Below are 16059 nucleotides of genomic sequence, written 5' to 3'. Positions count from 1 at the left end.
CCTATCGGCCGCTCCGGGCCTCAGCTGAGGGCACGACGATCGCCGCGACCAGCAGACTGTGCTCCGCCCGCCAGCGACCCCGGAATCCGCTCACCGGCCCGTCGACCAGCAGCCGCACGGTGAACGAGCCGTCCGGGCGCAGCTCGGCGTCGGCCTCGGTGAAGTCGAGCCAGCGCTGCGTGAGCGGGAACCACGCCTTGTAGACGGCCTCCTTCACGCAGAACAGCAGCCTCTCCCAGGACACCCCGCCGGGCTCCAGCCGGGCGAGCCGGTCGCGCTCGGCGGGCAGCGAAATTGCTCCCAGTACGCCTTCCGGCAGCGGTTCGTCGGGCTCGGCATCGATCCCGATGGTCGCCACCCGGTCGCTCCGCCCCACGACGGCCGCCGCGTAGCCCGGGCAGTGCGTGATCGACCCGACGATGCCGGGCGGCCACCCGGGCGCTCCCCGTCCCCCTGTCAGGATCGGCGCCGGCGCGACGCCGAGCTGGGCCAGCGCCCGCCGCGCGCACCACCGCCCGGTGGCGAACTCGCGGCGGCGCTTCTCGACGGCCCGGGCGACCAGCGCCTCCTCCTGCGGGAACAGGTCGCTCGGGGCGTGGTCGAACCGCTCGGCCCAGCCGGTGCGGCCGACCGGCAGGACCTCAGTGATCATGTTGAGCAGTCTGCCCCCGCAGATCGCGCACGTGCAAAGCGGCCCGCTTGTGGCCGAGATCGCTGATGCTCAGCACCCGGAAACCGGCGCTCAGGAACATGCGGCGGGCCATGGCGTGGCGCTCGTCGGGGTCGGCCAGCAACCGCCGGCAGCACGGGTCGGCGCGGGCCAGGCCCTCGGCGATCGCCACCACCATGGCCCGGCCCGCGCCCCGGCCGGTGCGCTCCTGGTCGCCGATCGCCAGGTGCACCCCCAGATCGTGCGGGTCGGTGTCGTAGTGCAGGCCGACCACGTCGCGCGGCGTCCGGTAGATCTCGACGTAGGCGAAGGGCTCTCCCTCGTACGAGATGAGAAGCGGCCTCGAGCAGTCGCCGGCGAGCTGCCGGGCCAGCGCTTCCGCCCACTGGCCGGGCGGCCACGCCTGCTCCCAGAAACGCTCGACGTGCGGCTCACCCATCCATCGGCTGACCAGCCCGGCGTCCTCGTCGCCGGCGGTCAGCAAACGGACACTCCAGGGTGGCGACAGAACAGGAACCGGCGGAGGCCCGGCCGCAACGGGACCCGCCGCCACCTCACGCGACGACACGCTCAGCTTCCGGCCTCGGCGGCTTCCGGGATCGCCGGCGGGACGTTCCCGATGAGGAACTGCACGGCGGCAGCACGGCGAACGGCATGGATCGAGTAGAACATGTCGGGCCTCACGTTCGATTAGGTGAGGCTAAGCTAAGCGACGATCCCGGGCGGGGCAAGACGGGCCCGGCCGCGTCCGCTCGTCGCCGCTCTTCCGGCCGGCAAAAGTGTCGTACCCCCCGCGCAGAATGCCGGGCATGACTGAGCAGACGACGCACCAGCACCACACCATCGACTACATCGAGATCACGGTCGGCGATCTCGCGGCGGCCAAGCGCTTCTACGCCGAGGCGTTCGGCTGGCAGTTCAACGACTACGGCCCGCAGTACGCCGGCATCCGGCGGGCCGGCAGCGCCGAGGGCGAGGTCGGCGGCCTCCGCGCCGGCGAGCCGGTCGGCGTCGGCGGGCCTCTCGTGCTGCTGTTCTCGTCCGACCTCGAGGCTTCCGTCGAGGCTGTCGGGGCCGCGGGCGGCCGGGTCGTCGAGGGCCCCTACGAGTTCCCCGGCGGCCGCCGTTTCCAGTTCACCGACCCCAGCGGCAACGAGTTGGGCGTCTGGGCCGAGAAATAGCGGACGGTCAGCTGACAGCCGGCTCCACCACGAGGGTTCCCGCGGTGGCGTCGAGGCGGGCGGGGACGCCCAGGCCGACGGCGACCTGCTCGGCGCCGTGACCGATCGGCAGGCCCCCGAGCACGGGCACGCCCAGCGAGGTCAACTGCTCGCGCAGCACGTCGACGACGGGAGGATAGTTCGGGTTGGTGTCGACGCAGTTGGTGAACTGACCCAGGGCGACTCCGCGCAGGCCGGTGAGCCAGCCGGCGCGCCGCAGGTGGACCAGCATGCGGTCGACGCGGTAGGGCTCCTCCTCGACGTCCTCCAGCAGCAGGATCGCGCCGTCGAGGTCCAGGGCGTGCGCGGTGCCCACCGTGCCGGCGAGCATGGCCAGGTTGCCGCCGAGCAGCGTTCCGCCGGCAACGCCGTCGACACGCACGGCGTAGGTGGGCTCGTCCGCGGTGGCGGTGACCGCAACCGGCTCGTTCGAGGTGACCGCACGCCGGGCGGCCCTGACGGTCAGGGATTCCGGACCTCGGTCGAACTGGCCGGCCGTCGGGCCGTGAACGGTGGCGAGCGCGGCCTCCCGCCACAGTGCCGCGTGCAGCGCCGTGATGTCCGAGAAGCCCATCACCACCTTGGGGTCGGCGCGCACGGCGGCGAAGTCGACCCGGTCGACGATGCGCTGCATGCCGTAGCCGCCGCGCAGGCAGAAGACGCCGCGAACGGCGGGGTCCCGCAGCGCGTCGTTCAGGTCGGCCAGGCGCTCGTCGTCACGGCCGGCGAAGAACGCGTGCCGCCCACCCGCGTGCGCGCCCAGCCGCACGCGCAGTCCCCAGCTCTCCAGGGCCGAGACGGTGGCGGCGATGCGGCCCGGCTCGCTCGCCCCGGACGGCGACACGAGCGCGACCAGGTCGCCCTCGACCAGTCGGGTCGCTCTGATCATGAGCGGCAGCCTACCCAGACCGCATCCCGCCCGGCGGCGGCGTCACAGCCGGCGTGCTCGGCCGGTGGACATCCAGCAACGCTGCCCCCACCTCATTCCTCCTCAACGGCGACACCTGCGCCAAAGCTTGAAGCCCCGGCTGCGGTCCTCTCGCAGACAGCGGCCTTCACGCTGAACGGGTCGCCCTGCGCCACCGCTGAGCCGCAACGGCCGGGCTACTTCGTGGCGACCGCGTCGGCCGCGGCGAGCAGCGCGTGTTTGTCGGGCTTGCCGCTGGCGGCCACCGGCACCCGGTCGATCAGCGCCACCGTGCTGGGCGCGGCATGCTCCCCCAGTTCCGTCGCGACCAGGCGGGTCAGCGCGGCCGGATCCGGTGCCGTTCCCGCCGCCGGCACGACGAAAGCGTGCACGGACTCGCCGGTCAGGTCGTGAGGACGGCCCACCACGTACGCCTCGGCGACCGCGGGATGGCCGGACAGCACGCGTTCGACGGCCCCGGCGTAGACGATCTCGGCCTGAACGATGATCACGTCGCGGGCTCGTCCGGTGAGCCGCATGTAGCCGTCCTCGCCCACCGTGCCGATGTCGCGGGTCCGCACCCAGCCGTCCTTGAAGACGGCCGCCGTCTCCGCCGGATCGTTCCAGTACGAGGAGGCCTGAGCGGGCGTGCGCACGTAGATCTCGCCTTCGCGCGGACCAGTGTCTCGCGACTCGTCCGGCCCGCGCACCTGCACCTCGACGGGCGAACGGCCGACCGAGTCGAGCCGGGTCGAATCGTGCATCTCGTCCGGCGTGAGCAGGGCGATCATGCCGGTCTCGGTCTGCCCGTAGCCGTGGAAGACCACCGGTCCCAGCACCTCCAGCGCCTCGGCGAGCCGGCCCGGCGGCAGCGGCGAGCCGGAGACCAGCAGGGCGCCCAGGCTGCTCAGATCGGCCGGCTGTTCCCGCTGGTCACGGACGAGCTGGTGGAGCTTGCCGACCGTGATGACACTGGCCGTCGCCCGATGGCGCACGATCGCGTCGGGAAACCCGGGCGGCCGGGCGACGACAATCGTTCCGCCCGCGGCCAGCGTGAGGACCCCGTACTCGAGCATGACCTGGCTGGTCAGCGAGCCGAAGACCAGATAGCGCTGCAGTCTCGCGGCCAGCGCGCGAACGGCCGGCGGCCATCGGTCCGGGTGTGCGGCCCAGGCCGCTGTCATCGACGCGTACGTCTGGCAACAGCCCTTGGGCGTGCCGGTGCTGCCGCTCGTCCACAGGATGCGCGCGATGTCACCGGGCCGCCCCCTCACGGCCTGGGGACGGTCGGGCGCTCGCAGAAGGCGAGCGACCTGCTCGTCGTCGATCAGCGTGGACCATGCCCCCGGCGGGACCTGATCGCGTACGCCGGAGACGCGCGCCCCCACGACGAAGGCCGCCATGATCGCCGCGAACGCCTCGGCGGTGACGCCGAGGCGCAACCCGACGCCGTCGCCCGGCTCGACACCGCGCTCGCGCAGCCCGGTGGCGATCCGCCGGATCATCGACAGCATCCTGTCCCCGGTGACGTGCCGGTCGCCGTCCTCGAAGACGGTCCGCCCGCCCGCCCCGGCCAGCAGGTCGACCACGGCCTGGGGCCACATCCCGCTCATCCCTGTCGCGCCTCCGCCGCGGACGAGGCCGCGTCCGAATCCACCGGCGGCACCACAGCCGAAGAAGCCGGCGGCGCCACGGCCGGAACGGGCGCGTCGGCCAGCACAGCCTTGACGAAGACGATCAGCGGTTCGACGTGGACGTCCGGCAGGTTCCAGTGGTTCTCCAGGTTCTCGGCGAGGTGGTGGGTGGCGAGCACCCGGCCGCCGCGGTGGGCCCGCACCACCGGGTGCAGATAGCTGGCGTCGTGCGCGGCGGCCGCGTCGTTCTCGGCGATCCGGGGCACGGTGATGTCGAACGGGTCCACCTGGTCGTGATCCGGCCCGTACTCGAGCGTCACCACGAAAGCCGTCTCGTAAGCGGGAAACTCGTCCGAGGCGAAGTACGCGACCGGCACCTCCTCGAGGTAGGCCGCCTTCCCGCCGGCGACCGTCACCACGTCGCCGAGCACGGCGAACTGCTGCCACAGGGCCGAGGTGCGATTGATCCGGGCGATCACCGCCGCCGCGATGCCCTCGGGCGTGTCGTCGAGCGGAGTGACCGGCCACGGCCGCCCGTGATGCCGGGCGCCCAGGATGCGGTGCAGCGCGCGGACCCCGTACCGGAAACCGTGGATGAACCCGCTGGTCGACTTCTTGAAATCGCGCTGCTGGGTCAGGGTGCCCGCGAAGTGGAGCCCGGGCACGTTCACCGATTCGAAGGCCGGGGTCTGGCGGCGGGCGGCCCGACCGAGATCACCTCGGTTCCTCGCGGTGACACGGTTTATCACGTACGCACCCAGGCCACCGCCGAGGGCGCGATGCAGGTCGTGTTCGACGCCCGCTACCAGCTCGCCGACCGCCGGCACCTGCTGTGGGCATTCGCCCTGGCCGCCATCGGCCTGCTCGCCGCCCTGGTCACGGGACTGATCGTCGCCCAGCGCGCGGTGGCCCCGCTGGCCGAGGCCCTGTCCCGGCAGCGCCGGTTCGTCGCGGACGCCAGCCACGAGTTGCGCACCCCGATCGCCCAGGTGCACACCCGGGCCCAGCTGCTCGCCCGGCGAGCCGCCGAGGCTGACCGTCGCGAACTCGAACGGCTGGTCGGCAGCACCCGCCGACTCGGTGAGATCGTCGAGGAGCTCCTGCTGTCGGCCCGGCTGGCCGGCTCGCCCGACGACCGTCCGCCGACCGAGCCGGTCGACCTGACCGCCCTGGCGGAGGCCGCAGTGGCCACCGAGACCGACCGCAGCGCCGAACGCGACGTGACGATCGACCTGTCCACGCCGGGCCGTCCGGTCGAGGTCGCCGGCATCGCCTCCGCGCTACGCCGGGTGGTCGGCGAACTGCTGGCCAACGCCCTCACCCACACTCCCCCGGGCGGCGGGATCTCGGTCGTCGTACGTACCGGGGACGAGCGGGCCGAACTGATCGTCCACGACACCGGGGACGGCTTCGATCCGGTGGACGCCGACCGGCTGTTCGACCGCTTCCACCGCGGCGCCGGCGCGGGCGACCGCCGCTTCGGCCTCGGGCTGGCCCTCATCAAAGAGGTGGTGACCAGCCACGGCGGCGCCGTCACGGCCACCGGGCGTACCGGCGGGGGCGCCACGTTCACGGTCACGCTGCCCGTCGCATCCCGGCCGGTACCCACGACCGTGCGCCCGCGCTGGATCCACCCCCGCCGGGCCTACGCCGCGCGACGCTGACCGCTCAGCGGGAGGCCTCGATCACCAGCCTGCGCAACAGGTCGGCCAGGGTGCGCCGTTCGTGCGGGTCGAGGGTGGCCAGCAGCGCCGCCTCGCCCCGATTCTCGGCGGCCGCATGGCGTTCGAAGGCGGCGTCGCCCGCCGCGGTGAGCCGCACTCGCACCCGGCGGCGGTCGTGGCCCGGCTCGGCGCCGCGCTCGATCAGGCCCGCCCGTTCCAGCGGACCCAGTCGCGCCGAGAGCGCGCCGCGGGTCAGGCCCAGGCGGTCCGCCAGCTCCGACGGGCTCGCCGCATAGGGAGAACCGCCCCGCCGCAACGCCAGCAGGATCTTGAACTGCCCGTGCTCCAGACCGCCGCCGGCCAATGCCGCCCGCCGGGCCTGGGTGAGATGCCGCCCCAGCACGGCCAACCGGACGACGATCGCCTCCTGCACCGGATCCAGCCACGGCAGTTCGTCACCCCAGGCGTCGATGTGCCGGTCCGCCGAATCCCGCGCCTCGCCGCCGAATCCCTCATCCACACCCACCGCGACCCAGTCCCCTCTCGCACCACAGCGGCCGTGCCAACTAGTTTTCTTGTGGATAGTTTTTTGCATTACTACCGTTCGCGGCATGACGCTACTCGATGAAATCCCGGACGCGGCACGGGAACTGGCTCGGGCCGGGCGCGGCATGCGCGCCCTGCGACTGCTCGACGCCGCCGGCACGGACGACCCTCGGATCGCCCTGGCCGCGGCCCAGGTGGCGATGGAACTCGACATGCGAACGGGCACCTGTGAAGCGGGCGCACGAGTGACCATCGCCGAGCGGATCTGCGGGCCGGTCTGGGACGTGCGGTTCCTGCGCCTGCGCTTCGATTACTTCGCGCAGCTCTTCACCGGCGGTGACTTCGCGTTCGGGCCTGACGGCAAGGATCCGGCGCTGCCGGCCGAGCTGGACCAGCGGGCCGGAGCATTGGCGGCTGACGCGCCCGACGCGGTTCGTGCCGGGTGGGCCCACATGTACCACGGCGTCATCCTCGACAACCTGGTCGCCGACCGCGCCGCGGCGCCACCGCACTACGCGATCGCGTTGCGCGCCGGCGAGACCGGCCGCGACGACCCGCTGACCTGGGAAGCGCTGCGGCACCTGGGCGATCACGACCGCGATGCCGGTGACCTCGCCCGGGCCCGGGAACGCTGGGAACGGGCCACAACCCTGGCCGCCGGCTCGGGCGCTGTCGGCGCCACACTCGCCCAGCAGATGCTGCTGGCCGTCCTGGCCCGCGACACCGGCGACGAGGCCGGATCCGTTGCCCTGGCCCGCGAGATCTCCCGCTGGTCAGCCGCGACCGGCGCCATCCGCTTGCACCGGCAGGCCGAAGCGTTCCTGGCCGGTCAGGCGGTGGCCTGAGCACCATCCACGCCACAGCCGCTCGAGTCAGTCGCGTCCGGTCGCGCGTGTCCCGGGCCGGGAAGTGACGGGTGGACCCGCAGCGCCCGATCGGGGCGGTCGTAGCACTTCCAGCTGCCCTTGCCGGCGTGCTTGGCGGCGTACATGGCCAGGTCGGCGCTGCGCAACAGGCTGCTGGTGTCGTCGCCGGGTTCGGCGCAGGCGATGCCGATGCTGGCGTGCCCGCGCACTGCCTGACCCTCGTACGCGATGGGCGAAGCCAGCTCGTCCAGGATCCGGTCGGCCGTCTCCGAGGCGCCGCTCGTGCCGCAGTCGCGCAGCAGGACGGCGAACTCGTCGCCGCCGAGGCGGGCGACCAGGTCGCCGGTGCGCACCGCGACGCGCAGCCGGTCGGCCACCCCGGCCAGCAGGGTGTCGCCGGCCGCGTGGCCGAGCGTGTCGTTGACCGCCTTGAAGCCGTCGAGGTCGATGATCATGACTGAGGTCGGGCGGGAGCCGTCCGAGGCGGCCAGTTCGGCTGCCACCTCCTCGTGGAAGCAGGTGCGGTTGGCCAGCCCGGTCAAGCCGTCGGACTGGGCCTGGCGCCGCAGGCGCGCCTCGTGCTCCCGCAGGTCGGCCAGGGTCGCGTCGAGCTGGTCGATCAGCCGCTTGTTGTCGTGGAAGGCCGACAGCTGGCGGCACACGACCAGCGCGAAGATCAGCCCGAGCCCGGTCACCGCTCCCCACAGGCGGGCGTGGGGCCCCTCGGGGATCACCGTGAGCACGGCCGCGAAGGCCACGGCGATCGACCCGTACGGCAGAAGGCTGTAGGACTTGCGGCGGCGCGCGCCGAAGGCCGCGTTCTCGTCGAAGCGCGCCAGCAACTCCTGGAGGCGCGGTCCCAACGCGACGAGGAGCGACGGCAGCAACCGGACGGCGTAGACGTACGCGGGCATCGGACCATCGGCGCCCGGCGACACGAAGATGCCGATCGCGTTCAGGGCGGCCGAGGCGACCAGCGTCCCGGCCACGGCCTTGTGCATGGGCGCGTTGCCGCTGAGCACGAGCTTCACCGCCGCGAAGCCCGCGGTGAAGACGACCGCGCCGGTGACCATCGTGTTCAGCACGTCCTCCGGTCCGGCCAGGAAGCACCAGGCCACCACGGCCCCGGCGACGAGCACCGTCGCCGAGTCGAGCCAGAAGGCGACCTGCTCGCGACGGGTCCGCCCGGGCATCGGATGGGCCAGCATGGCGACGATGAGGGCGACCAGGGCGACCGTGAAGCAGGTCGCCTGCACTACTCCGCCCGAGGTCGACCACTGGTTCTTCCCGGACAGGGCCACCGCGACCTGCACGGTGTCGCCGACGGTGACCAGTGCCCCGACGAAGGCCAGCACCAGCCAGAAGCGCCGCAGGGCGCCGGTCGCCCGCCGCGCGACCTGCCACGACGAGTAGGCGAGCAGCATGTCGAGCGGCGGCTGGAAGATCCAGAAGGTGCGCACCTGCGCGTTGGCGTGCCCGGAGAGCGCGAACAACAAGACGCAGCCGGTCAGCATCCACAGCACGGCCGCGATCACCACCGGATCGCGCCGCGCCGTCCGCAGAACAGACCTGTGCTGGCTCACTAGGAGGCTATCGGCACGGCAGGCAGTCGCCTGAGGTCAACGCGACAGCCGAATTGTCACCGCTGTGCCGCGCGGCCCCGCCGTGCGGCACACGGCGCTCGTAGGAATCGCGGTCGCACGATCGGGGTGCGCCTCGGCACCATACGGGGCATGACCGAATTCGAGATGCCGGCCAACCTGGTGACGACCATCGGGAAGGACGAGCCGTTCGACCGGTGGGCCGGCGAGTTGCCCGAGGTGGTGGCCGGGCTCTGCGAGCGCTGGGAGGTCGAGGTCGCGCGGCCCTATCAGCCCGGCGGCACGGCCTCGTGGGTGGCGCCGACGACGGACGGGCGGGTGCTCAAGGTCGGCTGGGCGCACTACGAGGCCCGGGACGAGGCGGCCGGGCTGCGGGTCTGGGACGGGCAGGGCGCCGTACGGGTGTATCGCGCGGAGCGCTTCGGGCCGACCGACGCGTTGCTGCTGGAAGCGTGCCGGCCCGGGACCACGCTGACCGCGTCCCTGCCGCCGGTGGAGCGGGACGAGGTGGTGGCGAAGTTGCTGCCCCGCCTGTGGATGACGCCGCCGCCGGGAAGCGGGTTCCGTCCGCTGCAGTCGATGACCCAGGCGTGGGGAAAGAGCGTCGCGCCCGAGAAGCTGCCCGATCCCGGCCTGGCCCGGGCCGGCCTGGAGCTGTGGCTGGGTCTGGCCGGCAGCGCCGATCGTGAGGTGCTGCTCTGCACCGACTTGCACCCCGGCAACGTGCTGCGGGCCGAGCGCGAGCCGTGGCTGGTCGTCGACCCCAAGCCGTACGTCGGTGACCCCGCCTACGATCCGATCCAGCACATGCTCAACTTCCCCGACCGCCTGGCCGCCGACCCGGGCGGATTCGCCGGCCGGATGGCGAACCTGCTCGGACTGGACCCCGACCGGGTACGGCAGTGGTTGTTCGCCCGCTGTGTCGTCGAGGCGGAGCGGCAGCCCGACCTGTGGACGGTCGCCGAGCGTCTCGCGCCCTGACGGCGCGGGCGTCAGGCAGCCAGGCGGGCCCGCGGCCGGACCACCCGGTCGGTGATGTCAGCCGCCAGGGGAAGCCCGGGATGACCGCCCGAGCGCCGTCGAGCACCCCGCACAATCAGCACAGGACCGGACCCGGTCAGCGGTCGTTCAGCTGGGAGTGGTGGCGGCCGTAGAACCAGTACAGGAGCAGGCCCAGCAGGAACCAGGCTGCGAAGCGCAACCACGTCACCGGGTCGAGGAACGTGATCAGCCAGATCGAGAAGATCACGCCGATGGCCGGGATGACCGGCATCAGCGGCAGCCGGAAGGTGCGCGGGATGTCGGGCCGCCGGTAGCGCAGCACGATGATCGCGATGCACACCACCACGAAGGCGAGCACGGCGGGCCCGGCCGTCTCGTTGGCCACCGCCCCGGCCAGCGCGAATATGCCCGCGCCGATGATGCCGCCGACGGTCGAGATCGGTGCCCTGCTCGTCGGTGACCTCGTCGACGGGCTTGCGCCGGAAGACACCCGATCCCCGGCCGAACCTCTGTGGTGACACCGACATGACCGCCTCCTCGCTGAGCGCTCCTCTCGGAGTACCACGCGGAGCCGCACTTCGCATCCACAAAGGTGGATGCAAGCTACGCTCGGGCCAGTGCCACCGCGATGAACAGCCCGTAAAAGACGATCAGACCCGCGATCAGCGCGAAGGTCGTGCCCGGCCCGATGCTGTGTTCGTGCTCCTCGTCATCCACATTCGGTCAACGAGGACGGTCCGCGGGATCGACGGCCGTTCCCCCGATCGGGGCTTGCCCGTTGTGGACAGTGCCACCACGATGCAGGTCAGGAGGACAGCCACTTGAGCTTCGAGATCGACTATCCCGCCCTGTACTACCCCGCTGACGCCGACAGCCTGGCCGGCCAGCACCGGTTCGTCCGGGCGACCCGGCTGCGACTGTTCGCCCTGTTCGCGGCCGCGGTCGGCGGCGCCGGGTCGATCGAGGCGGGCTCCCTCGACCTGTTCGGGCTGCTCGGCCTCCTGTCGTTCGTGGTCGCGCTGGGCACGAGCGCTTATCTGCAGGCGACCGACCCGGCGCGGCACTGGTACGACGGCCGCACCGCGAGCGAGTTCATCAAGACGCTGACCTGGCGATACGTCGCGGGCGGCAACCCGTTCCCGCGGAGCCTGACCGCCGAGGCGGCCGACCGGGCTTTCCGGTCCCAACTGGCCGAGGGAATCGAGCTGGAGAAGCTGCCGGCCCCGCGGGTGGGGACACCGACCAAACAGATCACCGACCGGATGCGGGAGCTGCGCGGCAGGCCGTTCACCCAGCGGCGGCAGGACTACCGCGACGGCCGGATCGAGGAGCAGCGCCTCTGGCACGCCCGGAAGGCCGACGTCAACGAGCAGCGGAAGAACACCTTCACGGGGATCGCCATCACGCTCGAGTTCGCCGGTGTCGTGGGCGCCGCGTTCAAGGCGTTCGGCCTGCTCGACATCGACCTGCTGGGCGTCTTCAGCGCAGCCGCCGCCGGGCTCGCGGCCTGGATGCAGGCGCGCAGCTACGGCGACAACCAGCGCGCCTACGCTCGGACGGCCCACCAGCTCGGGCTCATCGCCGACGAGCTCGACACCGTCACCGAGGACGACTGGCCGCGGTTCGTCGACCAGGCCGAGAACGCCCTCTCGTCCGAGCACATCCAGTGGCGCGCCGCCAAGGGACTCGGCCCCCCGCGGCAGCGTGGGACGACCTCAGCCGCGGAGTCTTGAGGTCAGCTCGTCGGCGGCGGCCCGCCAGCCGGCCTCGGCCGGGCCGGTGATCATGTCGAGGAGGGCGGGCACGTCGTCGACCGGGCGGCGGTCGCCCGCCCAGCGCAGCAGCGCGTTGGCGGCGTGGTAACGCACCAGGTATTCCTGATCCTGCACGCCGGCGACCATGGCGCGCACCGACGCCGTGGTGGGCGGGAAGCGGCCCAGGGCGATCGCGGCCTCCAGGCGTACGGACTCGGCCTGCGCGCCCGCCAGCACGCCCGCGACCGGCGTGGCCCAGCCGGGATCGCGCGTCAGCGCATAGAGCCCCTCGGCCACCCGGATGCGGAACTCATCCTGCGCGCGGATCAGCGCCGTCCGCAGGATGCTGACGGCGTCGGCCGGCGCCAGACCGGCCGCGGCCAGCGCGGTGAACGACTGCGCGGCCACCGAGTCCCCCTCGGCCAGCCCTGCCCGCAGCATGCGCTCGACCACTTTGGGCTCGCGCCGCGCGGCCTCGAGAAGAGCCCCGAACCCGGGTTCCCCCGCGGAATCGGCGAAGATCCCGCGCCGCCATCGCTGCCACTTCGCATCCCCGTCCATCGACGGACATTATTACCACGCCTAGCTGAGAGTACTCACATCGCCACTCGATAGTGCCGGGAAACACGGACGCCCCGGCCACCGTCGTGGTGGCCGGGGCGTTCCGGTACGAACCTCAGTGAGCCATGGCGCGCGGGGCGTCCGGGTCGACGTCCAGCGGGCCCGTGCGGAACAGCAGGGCCGAGACGACAGCGCAGGCCAGGAACAGGCCGGCCGACCACCAGAAGACCGTGTGGTAGCTGGCCAGCGACGCCTCGAGGGCGACCTGGGGCGAGCGGGCGTGCGAGGTCGCGTAGTTCGTGGCCGCGGTCGCGGCGAACGAGCTGAGCAGGGCTGTGCCGATCGAACCGCCGATCTGCTGGACCGTGTTGATCATCGCGGAGGCGACGCCGGCGTCCCCGTGCTCGACACCGCTGGTGGCCGCGTTCTGCGTGGGGGCGAAGACCAGACCCAGACCGAGACCGATGATCAGCAGGCCGGGGAGCACGCCCGAGGCGTACGTCGAATCGAGGTCGAGCCGGGTCAGGAAGACCATGCCGGCCGAGGCGATCAGCGCGCCGACCGGGACCAGCGGACGGGGACCGACCCGCGGCGTGAGCATCGAACCGGCCGTGGTGGCCGAGAGCATGATGGCGCCGAGCATCGGCAGGAACGCCAGGCCGGTCTGCACCGGCGTGAACCCGAGGTTCCCGACCAGGTAGTACGTGAGGAACAGGAAGATGCCGAACATCCCGGCGCCGGCGATGCCGATGGCCGCGTACGAGCCACCGCGGTTGCGGTCGAGCACGACGCGCAGCGGCAGCAGCGGATGCGGCACCCGCAGCTCGATCAGCACGAAGGCGATCAGCACGACGACGCCCCCGATGATCGGCACCAGCGTGACGGCCGACGTCCAGCCGTCGGTCTCCGCCTTGCCGAGGCCGAAGACCAGGCCGACCAGACCCACGACAGCGGTGATCACGCCGGGGATGTCGATGCGGGCGCGGTTGCGGACCGGCTCGTCCGACAGCTTGGTCAGCGCGCCGGCCACGGCGACGGCCGCGATGACCAGGTTGACGTAGAGGCACCAGCGCCACGAGGCGTACTCGGTGAGAACCCCGCCCAGCAGCAGGCCGACCGCGCCGCCGGCGCCCGAGATGGCGCCGAAGATGCCGAAGGCCTTGCCGCGCTCGGCGGGCTCGGTGAAGGTCGTGGAGAGCAGCGAGAGGGCAGCCGGGGCCAGGGCCGCGCCGAACGCGCCTTGGAGGGCCCGCGCGACGATCAGCATCTCGAGGCCGTCGGCGGCGCCGCCCAGAGCCGAGGCCAGGGCGAATCCGACCAGGCCGATGAGGAACATCCGCTTGCGGCCGAAGAAGTCGGACAGGCGGCCGCCGAGCAGCAGCAGGCTGCCGAAGGCGAGCGCGTAGCCGGTCACGACCCACTGCCGGTCGGCGTCCGAGAACGCCAGGTCGGCCTGGGCGGTGGGCAGCGCGATGTTCACGATGGTGGCGTCCAGCACGACCATCAGCTGGGCCATGGCGAGGACGACCAGCGCCCACCAGCGCTCGGTCGAGGCCGGCGACGCCCCGGGCGGTTGCGCCGGGCGTGCTTGGGTATCGGTGGTCATCCATAACCTCTCGGGCGAGCGCGGTTCACGTCCCCTTCCGCATCGGCAACCGGCCGCCCGAGGTTAGGCCGCGTCGGGTGGATCACGCGCCCCGGAAATCGACGGTTGTGGCTGGCTGCCACCATGTGGGGCATGCGACGGCTCTCGTACGTGTACGTCGGCATCGGGGCCGTGCTGCTACTCGGCAGCTTCCTGCTGCTCTATCCCCTGCGGCACAACGAAGGCTTCGGCGACGAGCTGCGGATCAACATCGGCGCCAACCTGTTCGATCTGGTCCTGGCGGTGCTGGTGTTGCAGCCGCTGGTGCTCTCGCTCAACCGCAACGCCGTCCGGTGGCGCAACCGGCTCGACTACCGCGAGGTGATCCGGCTCATCGATCGCGCGAACGACCAGGTCGACATCTGGAAGCACTGGACGGGGCTGCTCGAGCCCGCGTACGAGGCGGACTTCACCGCCGCCGTCCGGGCCGCCCTCGACCGCGGGGTGCGCTTCCGCATCCTGCTGACCGACCCGTCCTCGTCCGACGCCGCCGAGCGCGCCCGGCAGGTGGCGCCGACCGACGCGCTGGCGCTGATGCGGCAGAACATCGAGCGGCTGGACGAGTTCCGGCACGAGCTGCCCGAGCGGCACCGGCCGCTGTTCCAGGTGCGGATCAGCCCGGTCGGCCCGGCGCACGCCTTCTACCGGGTCGACGACTGGCTCTCGTACGGCCTCTTCCGCGACCGCCGGATGAGCGAGAACCTGCAGCGTGAGGTGCGGGTGCGCGGCGACGTCGGCGGGCTCGCGCTCGAGGCGTTCACAACCCGCTGGAACGCCCCGGGGCTGCGTGAGATCCCCGAGCACTACCGCATGCCGCTGCGGTTCACGATCGGCGACGAGACCGTCGAGCACGACCTGCGCTACGTGCTGCACGACGGCGAGCACTGGGTGGACGTCCACCCGGCCGCCCTCCCGTACGCGTTCCACCCCGATCACCTGGTGAGCGACGGCCACCAGCGCTACGTCCTGGCCGACGCCGCCATCGAGACCCGCGAGCGGGTGATGGCGCTCTACTCCGCCAAGTACGGCCCCGGCCAGAGCGCCGTCCTGCTGCGCCTCACCAGCCCGTGACGGCCTGCTCTCTCTTCCTCGGCGCGCCGGCGCAGGCAGTCAAGGTCGAGTTCAAGCGCACCGGCGATGTACGGGTCACGTCCACCGCCAAGACCGCGACCGATGTCGGCTACGTCCACACCGGTACGAGCACGGCCACGCCCTGGTATTCCGACAACGGGCTGACCGTGGCCGTCTTCGACCAGTTCGGCGCCCAGGTCGGCGCGGGCACGGCCAAGTGCGTCATGTTCCGGCAGGGCCAGCCGGTCGGCTACTGATCACGACGGATTGGTCACGACCGTGACGGCTACGACCGCGGTGGAGGCAGCGATCGCCGCCGCGGTCCGGACGACCGCCGTGTTCACCGCGTCCGCACCCCAGTTGCCCTGCTCGAGCGCCTTGGCACGCTCGATGACGGGGGTCGACCAGGCCAGCTGGGGTCGCAGCATCGGCAGGGCGCCGCTCGCCGAGAGCAACGCGGTCAACGCGGCGGTCCGCGCGTCGGGTTCCGCGCCGTCGACCAGGACGGCGCGGATCTTGGCGCGCACGGCGGCCTCGTGCTCGTGCTCGGCCGCGGGCAGCTGCGTCATCCGGAACAGGCCGAGCACGCGCTTCTTCTCACGCCGGATCAGGCCCCGCTCGAGCAGCCGGTCGATCACCGGGTCCCACAGGGACGAGCCGATCGTGAGCAGCAGAGTCTGCGCGCCGCGGGGCTTCTCGGCCACCTTGTCGTACGCGTCCTGCAGCAGCGGGTCGGGCAGGGGCCCGTCCCCCACGGCGTGCACCTTCCTGCCGTCGGTCTCGATGCGCCCGAGCAGCGCCAACTCGACGAGCACAGCGCCGCCGAGCGTGTAAGGGAGCGTGCCGGCGGCGGCTGGAGTGCCGGTCTCGTCGTCGAGCAGCAGCAGCATCAGGTCTTCGACGATCAACATGGTCTTC

The 16059-nt window shown here is 72.2% G+C and carries 18 protein-coding genes and 1 pseudogene; 8 read left to right on the top strand and 11 right to left on the bottom strand.

Annotation, left to right across the window (positions count from 1 at the left end):
• Position 1: 1 nt before the first annotated feature.
• Both LXN57_RS14340 and LXN57_RS14335 read right to left on the bottom strand, forming a co-directional pair.
• The gene (locus LXN57_RS14340) at positions 2 to 652 is read right to left on the bottom strand and encodes a 4'-phosphopantetheinyl transferase family protein (RefSeq protein ID WP_251798598.1); all 651 of its coding nucleotides are present in this window, start codon (positions 650 to 652) and stop codon (positions 2 to 4) included.
• On the bottom strand, positions 642 to 1154 hold the full coding sequence (locus tag LXN57_RS14335; RefSeq protein WP_251798596.1) for a GNAT family N-acetyltransferase: 513 nt from the start codon (positions 1152 to 1154) through the stop codon (positions 642 to 644). Before LXN57_RS14335 ends, LXN57_RS14340 begins: the two co-directional genes overlap by 11 nt.
• A gap of 325 nt (positions 1155 to 1479) precedes the next feature.
• Here LXN57_RS14335 and LXN57_RS14330 point away from each other — a divergent pair, with 325 nt between their 5' ends.
• Positions 1480 to 1851 carry a VOC family protein gene (locus tag LXN57_RS14330; RefSeq protein ID WP_251798595.1) on the top strand — a complete coding sequence of 124 codons (372 nt, stop codon included), beginning with the start codon at positions 1480 to 1482 and terminating at the stop codon, positions 1849 to 1851.
• Between the two features lie 7 nt (positions 1852 to 1858).
• Here LXN57_RS14330 and LXN57_RS14325 read toward each other — a convergent pair whose 3' ends face one another.
• Positions 1859 to 2779, bottom strand: a complete 921-nt coding sequence (locus LXN57_RS14325; protein ID WP_251798594.1) for a S66 peptidase family protein — start codon at positions 2777 to 2779, stop codon at positions 1859 to 1861.
• A 20-nt stretch (positions 2780 to 2799) separates the two neighbouring features.
• On the opposite strand from LXN57_RS14325, the pseudogene LXN57_RS48330 reads away from it, so the two are divergent.
• Positions 2800 to 2910, top strand: a pseudogene (locus LXN57_RS48330) (cellulose binding domain-containing protein); the annotation flags it as partial.
• An 84-nt stretch (positions 2911 to 2994) separates the two neighbouring features.
• Here the strand turns inward: LXN57_RS48330 and LXN57_RS14320 are convergent.
• Entirely contained in the window at positions 2995 to 4401 is a 1407-nt protein-coding gene (locus LXN57_RS14320; protein ID WP_251798593.1) for a class I adenylate-forming enzyme family protein, read from the bottom strand.
• A 5-nt stretch (positions 4402 to 4406) separates the two neighbouring features.
• Entirely contained in the window at positions 4407 to 5096 is a 690-nt protein-coding gene (locus LXN57_RS14315) for a hypothetical protein (protein WP_251798592.1), read from the bottom strand.
• On the opposite strand from LXN57_RS14315, the gene LXN57_RS14310 reads away from it, so the two are divergent.
• Positions 5082 to 6095 (top strand): sensor histidine kinase, encoded by a 1014-nt coding sequence (locus LXN57_RS14310; protein ID WP_251798591.1) that lies wholly within the window; start codon positions 5082 to 5084, stop codon positions 6093 to 6095. The genes LXN57_RS14315 and LXN57_RS14310 overlap by 15 nt on opposite strands.
• A 4-nt stretch (positions 6096 to 6099) precedes the next feature.
• Here LXN57_RS14310 and LXN57_RS14305 read toward each other — a convergent pair whose 3' ends face one another.
• The gene (locus LXN57_RS14305) at positions 6100 to 6621 is read right to left on the bottom strand and encodes a MarR family winged helix-turn-helix transcriptional regulator (protein ID WP_251798590.1); all 522 of its coding nucleotides are present in this window, start codon (positions 6619 to 6621) and stop codon (positions 6100 to 6102) included.
• An 85-nt stretch (positions 6622 to 6706) separates the two neighbouring features.
• Here LXN57_RS14305 and LXN57_RS14300 point away from each other — a divergent pair, with 85 nt between their 5' ends.
• Positions 6707 to 7486, top strand: a complete 780-nt coding sequence (locus LXN57_RS14300) for a hypothetical protein (protein WP_251798589.1) — start codon at positions 6707 to 6709, stop codon at positions 7484 to 7486.
• Here LXN57_RS14300 and LXN57_RS14295 read toward each other — a convergent pair.
• Entirely contained in the window at positions 7471 to 9090 is a 1620-nt protein-coding gene (locus tag LXN57_RS14295; protein WP_251798588.1) for a GGDEF domain-containing protein, read from the bottom strand. The two genes, LXN57_RS14300 and LXN57_RS14295, sit on opposite strands and share 16 nt — an antisense overlap.
• Positions 9091 to 9240: 150 nt before the next feature.
• On the opposite strand from LXN57_RS14295, the gene LXN57_RS14290 reads away from it, so the two are divergent.
• Positions 9241 to 10089, top strand: coding sequence for an aminoglycoside phosphotransferase family protein (locus LXN57_RS14290; RefSeq protein ID WP_251798587.1), 849 nt, complete (start codon positions 9241 to 9243; stop codon positions 10087 to 10089).
• A gap of 136 nt (positions 10090 to 10225) precedes the next feature.
• On the opposite strand, the gene LXN57_RS14285 is transcribed toward LXN57_RS14290, so the two are convergent.
• A complete protein-coding gene (locus LXN57_RS14285) occupies positions 10226 to 10600 on the bottom strand; it encodes an amino acid permease C-terminal domain-containing protein (RefSeq protein ID WP_251798586.1) in 375 nt (124 codons plus the stop codon).
• Between the two features lie 331 nt (positions 10601 to 10931).
• Here LXN57_RS14285 and LXN57_RS14280 point away from each other — a divergent pair, with 331 nt between their 5' ends.
• Complete coding sequence (locus tag LXN57_RS14280; RefSeq protein ID WP_251798585.1) at positions 10932 to 11843, top strand: DUF4231 domain-containing protein; 912 nt, start codon at positions 10932 to 10934, stop codon at positions 11841 to 11843.
• Here the strand turns inward: LXN57_RS14280 and LXN57_RS14275 are convergent.
• Positions 11826 to 12425: a HEAT repeat domain-containing protein gene (locus tag LXN57_RS14275; RefSeq protein WP_251798584.1), complete on the bottom strand. Its 600-nt coding sequence runs from the start codon at positions 12423 to 12425 to the stop codon at positions 11826 to 11828. The two genes, LXN57_RS14280 and LXN57_RS14275, sit on opposite strands and share 18 nt — an antisense overlap.
• 115 nt (positions 12426 to 12540) lie before the next feature.
• Entirely contained in the window at positions 12541 to 14031 is a 1491-nt protein-coding gene (locus tag LXN57_RS14270) for an MFS transporter (RefSeq protein WP_251798582.1), read from the bottom strand.
• 132 nt (positions 14032 to 14163) lie between these two features.
• Between LXN57_RS14270 and LXN57_RS14265 the strand changes: the two genes are divergently transcribed.
• Together LXN57_RS14265 and LXN57_RS14260 are read left to right on the top strand one after the other, a co-directional pair.
• Complete coding sequence (locus LXN57_RS14265; RefSeq protein WP_251798581.1) at positions 14164 to 15141, top strand: phospholipase D-like domain-containing protein; 978 nt, start codon at positions 14164 to 14166, stop codon at positions 15139 to 15141.
• Positions 15138 to 15398: a hypothetical protein gene (locus LXN57_RS14260; RefSeq protein WP_251798580.1), complete on the top strand. Its 261-nt coding sequence runs from the start codon at positions 15138 to 15140 to the stop codon at positions 15396 to 15398. The genes LXN57_RS14265 and LXN57_RS14260 overlap by 4 nt, the downstream gene beginning before the upstream one ends.
• Here LXN57_RS14260 and LXN57_RS14255 read toward each other — a convergent pair whose 3' ends face one another.
• A complete protein-coding gene (locus LXN57_RS14255) occupies positions 15399 to 16052 on the bottom strand; it encodes a GOLPH3/VPS74 family protein (protein ID WP_251798579.1) in 654 nt (217 codons plus the stop codon).
• Positions 16053 to 16059: the final 7 nt, after the last annotated feature.

It is taken from the genome of Paractinoplanes hotanensis, from assembly GCF_023717965.1.
GTDB lineage: Bacteria > Actinomycetota > Actinomycetes > Mycobacteriales > Micromonosporaceae > Actinoplanes > Actinoplanes polyasparticus.
Note: the sequence above shows the minus strand (reverse complement) of the source record. Positions and strands in the feature narration are given on the sequence as shown.

Bases quoted from the DNA above. Each gene is read 5' to 3' on its own strand.
- LXN57_RS14255 (WP_251798579.1), bottom strand. From the start codon at position 16,052: ATGTTGATCGTCGAAGACCTGATGCTGCTGCTGCTCGACGACGAGACC.
- LXN57_RS14325 (WP_251798594.1), bottom strand. From the start codon at position 2,779: ATGATCAGAGCGACCCGACTGGTCGAGGGCGACCTGGTCGCGCTCGTG.
- LXN57_RS14330 (WP_251798595.1), top strand. From the start codon at position 1,480: ATGACTGAGCAGACGACGCACCAGCACCACACCATCGACTACATCGAG.
- LXN57_RS14320 (WP_251798593.1), bottom strand. From the start codon at position 4,401: ATGTGGCCCCAGGCCGTGGTCGACCTGCTGGCCGGGGCGGGCGGGCGG.
- LXN57_RS14275 (WP_251798584.1), bottom strand. From the start codon at position 12,425: ATGGACGGGGATGCGAAGTGGCAGCGATGGCGGCGCGGGATCTTCGCC.
- LXN57_RS14300 (WP_251798589.1), top strand. From the start codon at position 6,707: ATGACGCTACTCGATGAAATCCCGGACGCGGCACGGGAACTGGCTCGG.
- LXN57_RS14270 (WP_251798582.1), bottom strand. From the start codon at position 14,031: ATGACCACCGATACCCAAGCACGCCCGGCGCAACCGCCCGGGGCGTCG.
- LXN57_RS14290 (WP_251798587.1), top strand. From the start codon at position 9,241: ATGACCGAATTCGAGATGCCGGCCAACCTGGTGACGACCATCGGGAAG.
- LXN57_RS14340 (WP_251798598.1), bottom strand. From the start codon at position 652: ATGATCACTGAGGTCCTGCCGGTCGGCCGCACCGGCTGGGCCGAGCGG.
- LXN57_RS14265 (WP_251798581.1), top strand. From the start codon at position 14,164: ATGCGACGGCTCTCGTACGTGTACGTCGGCATCGGGGCCGTGCTGCTA.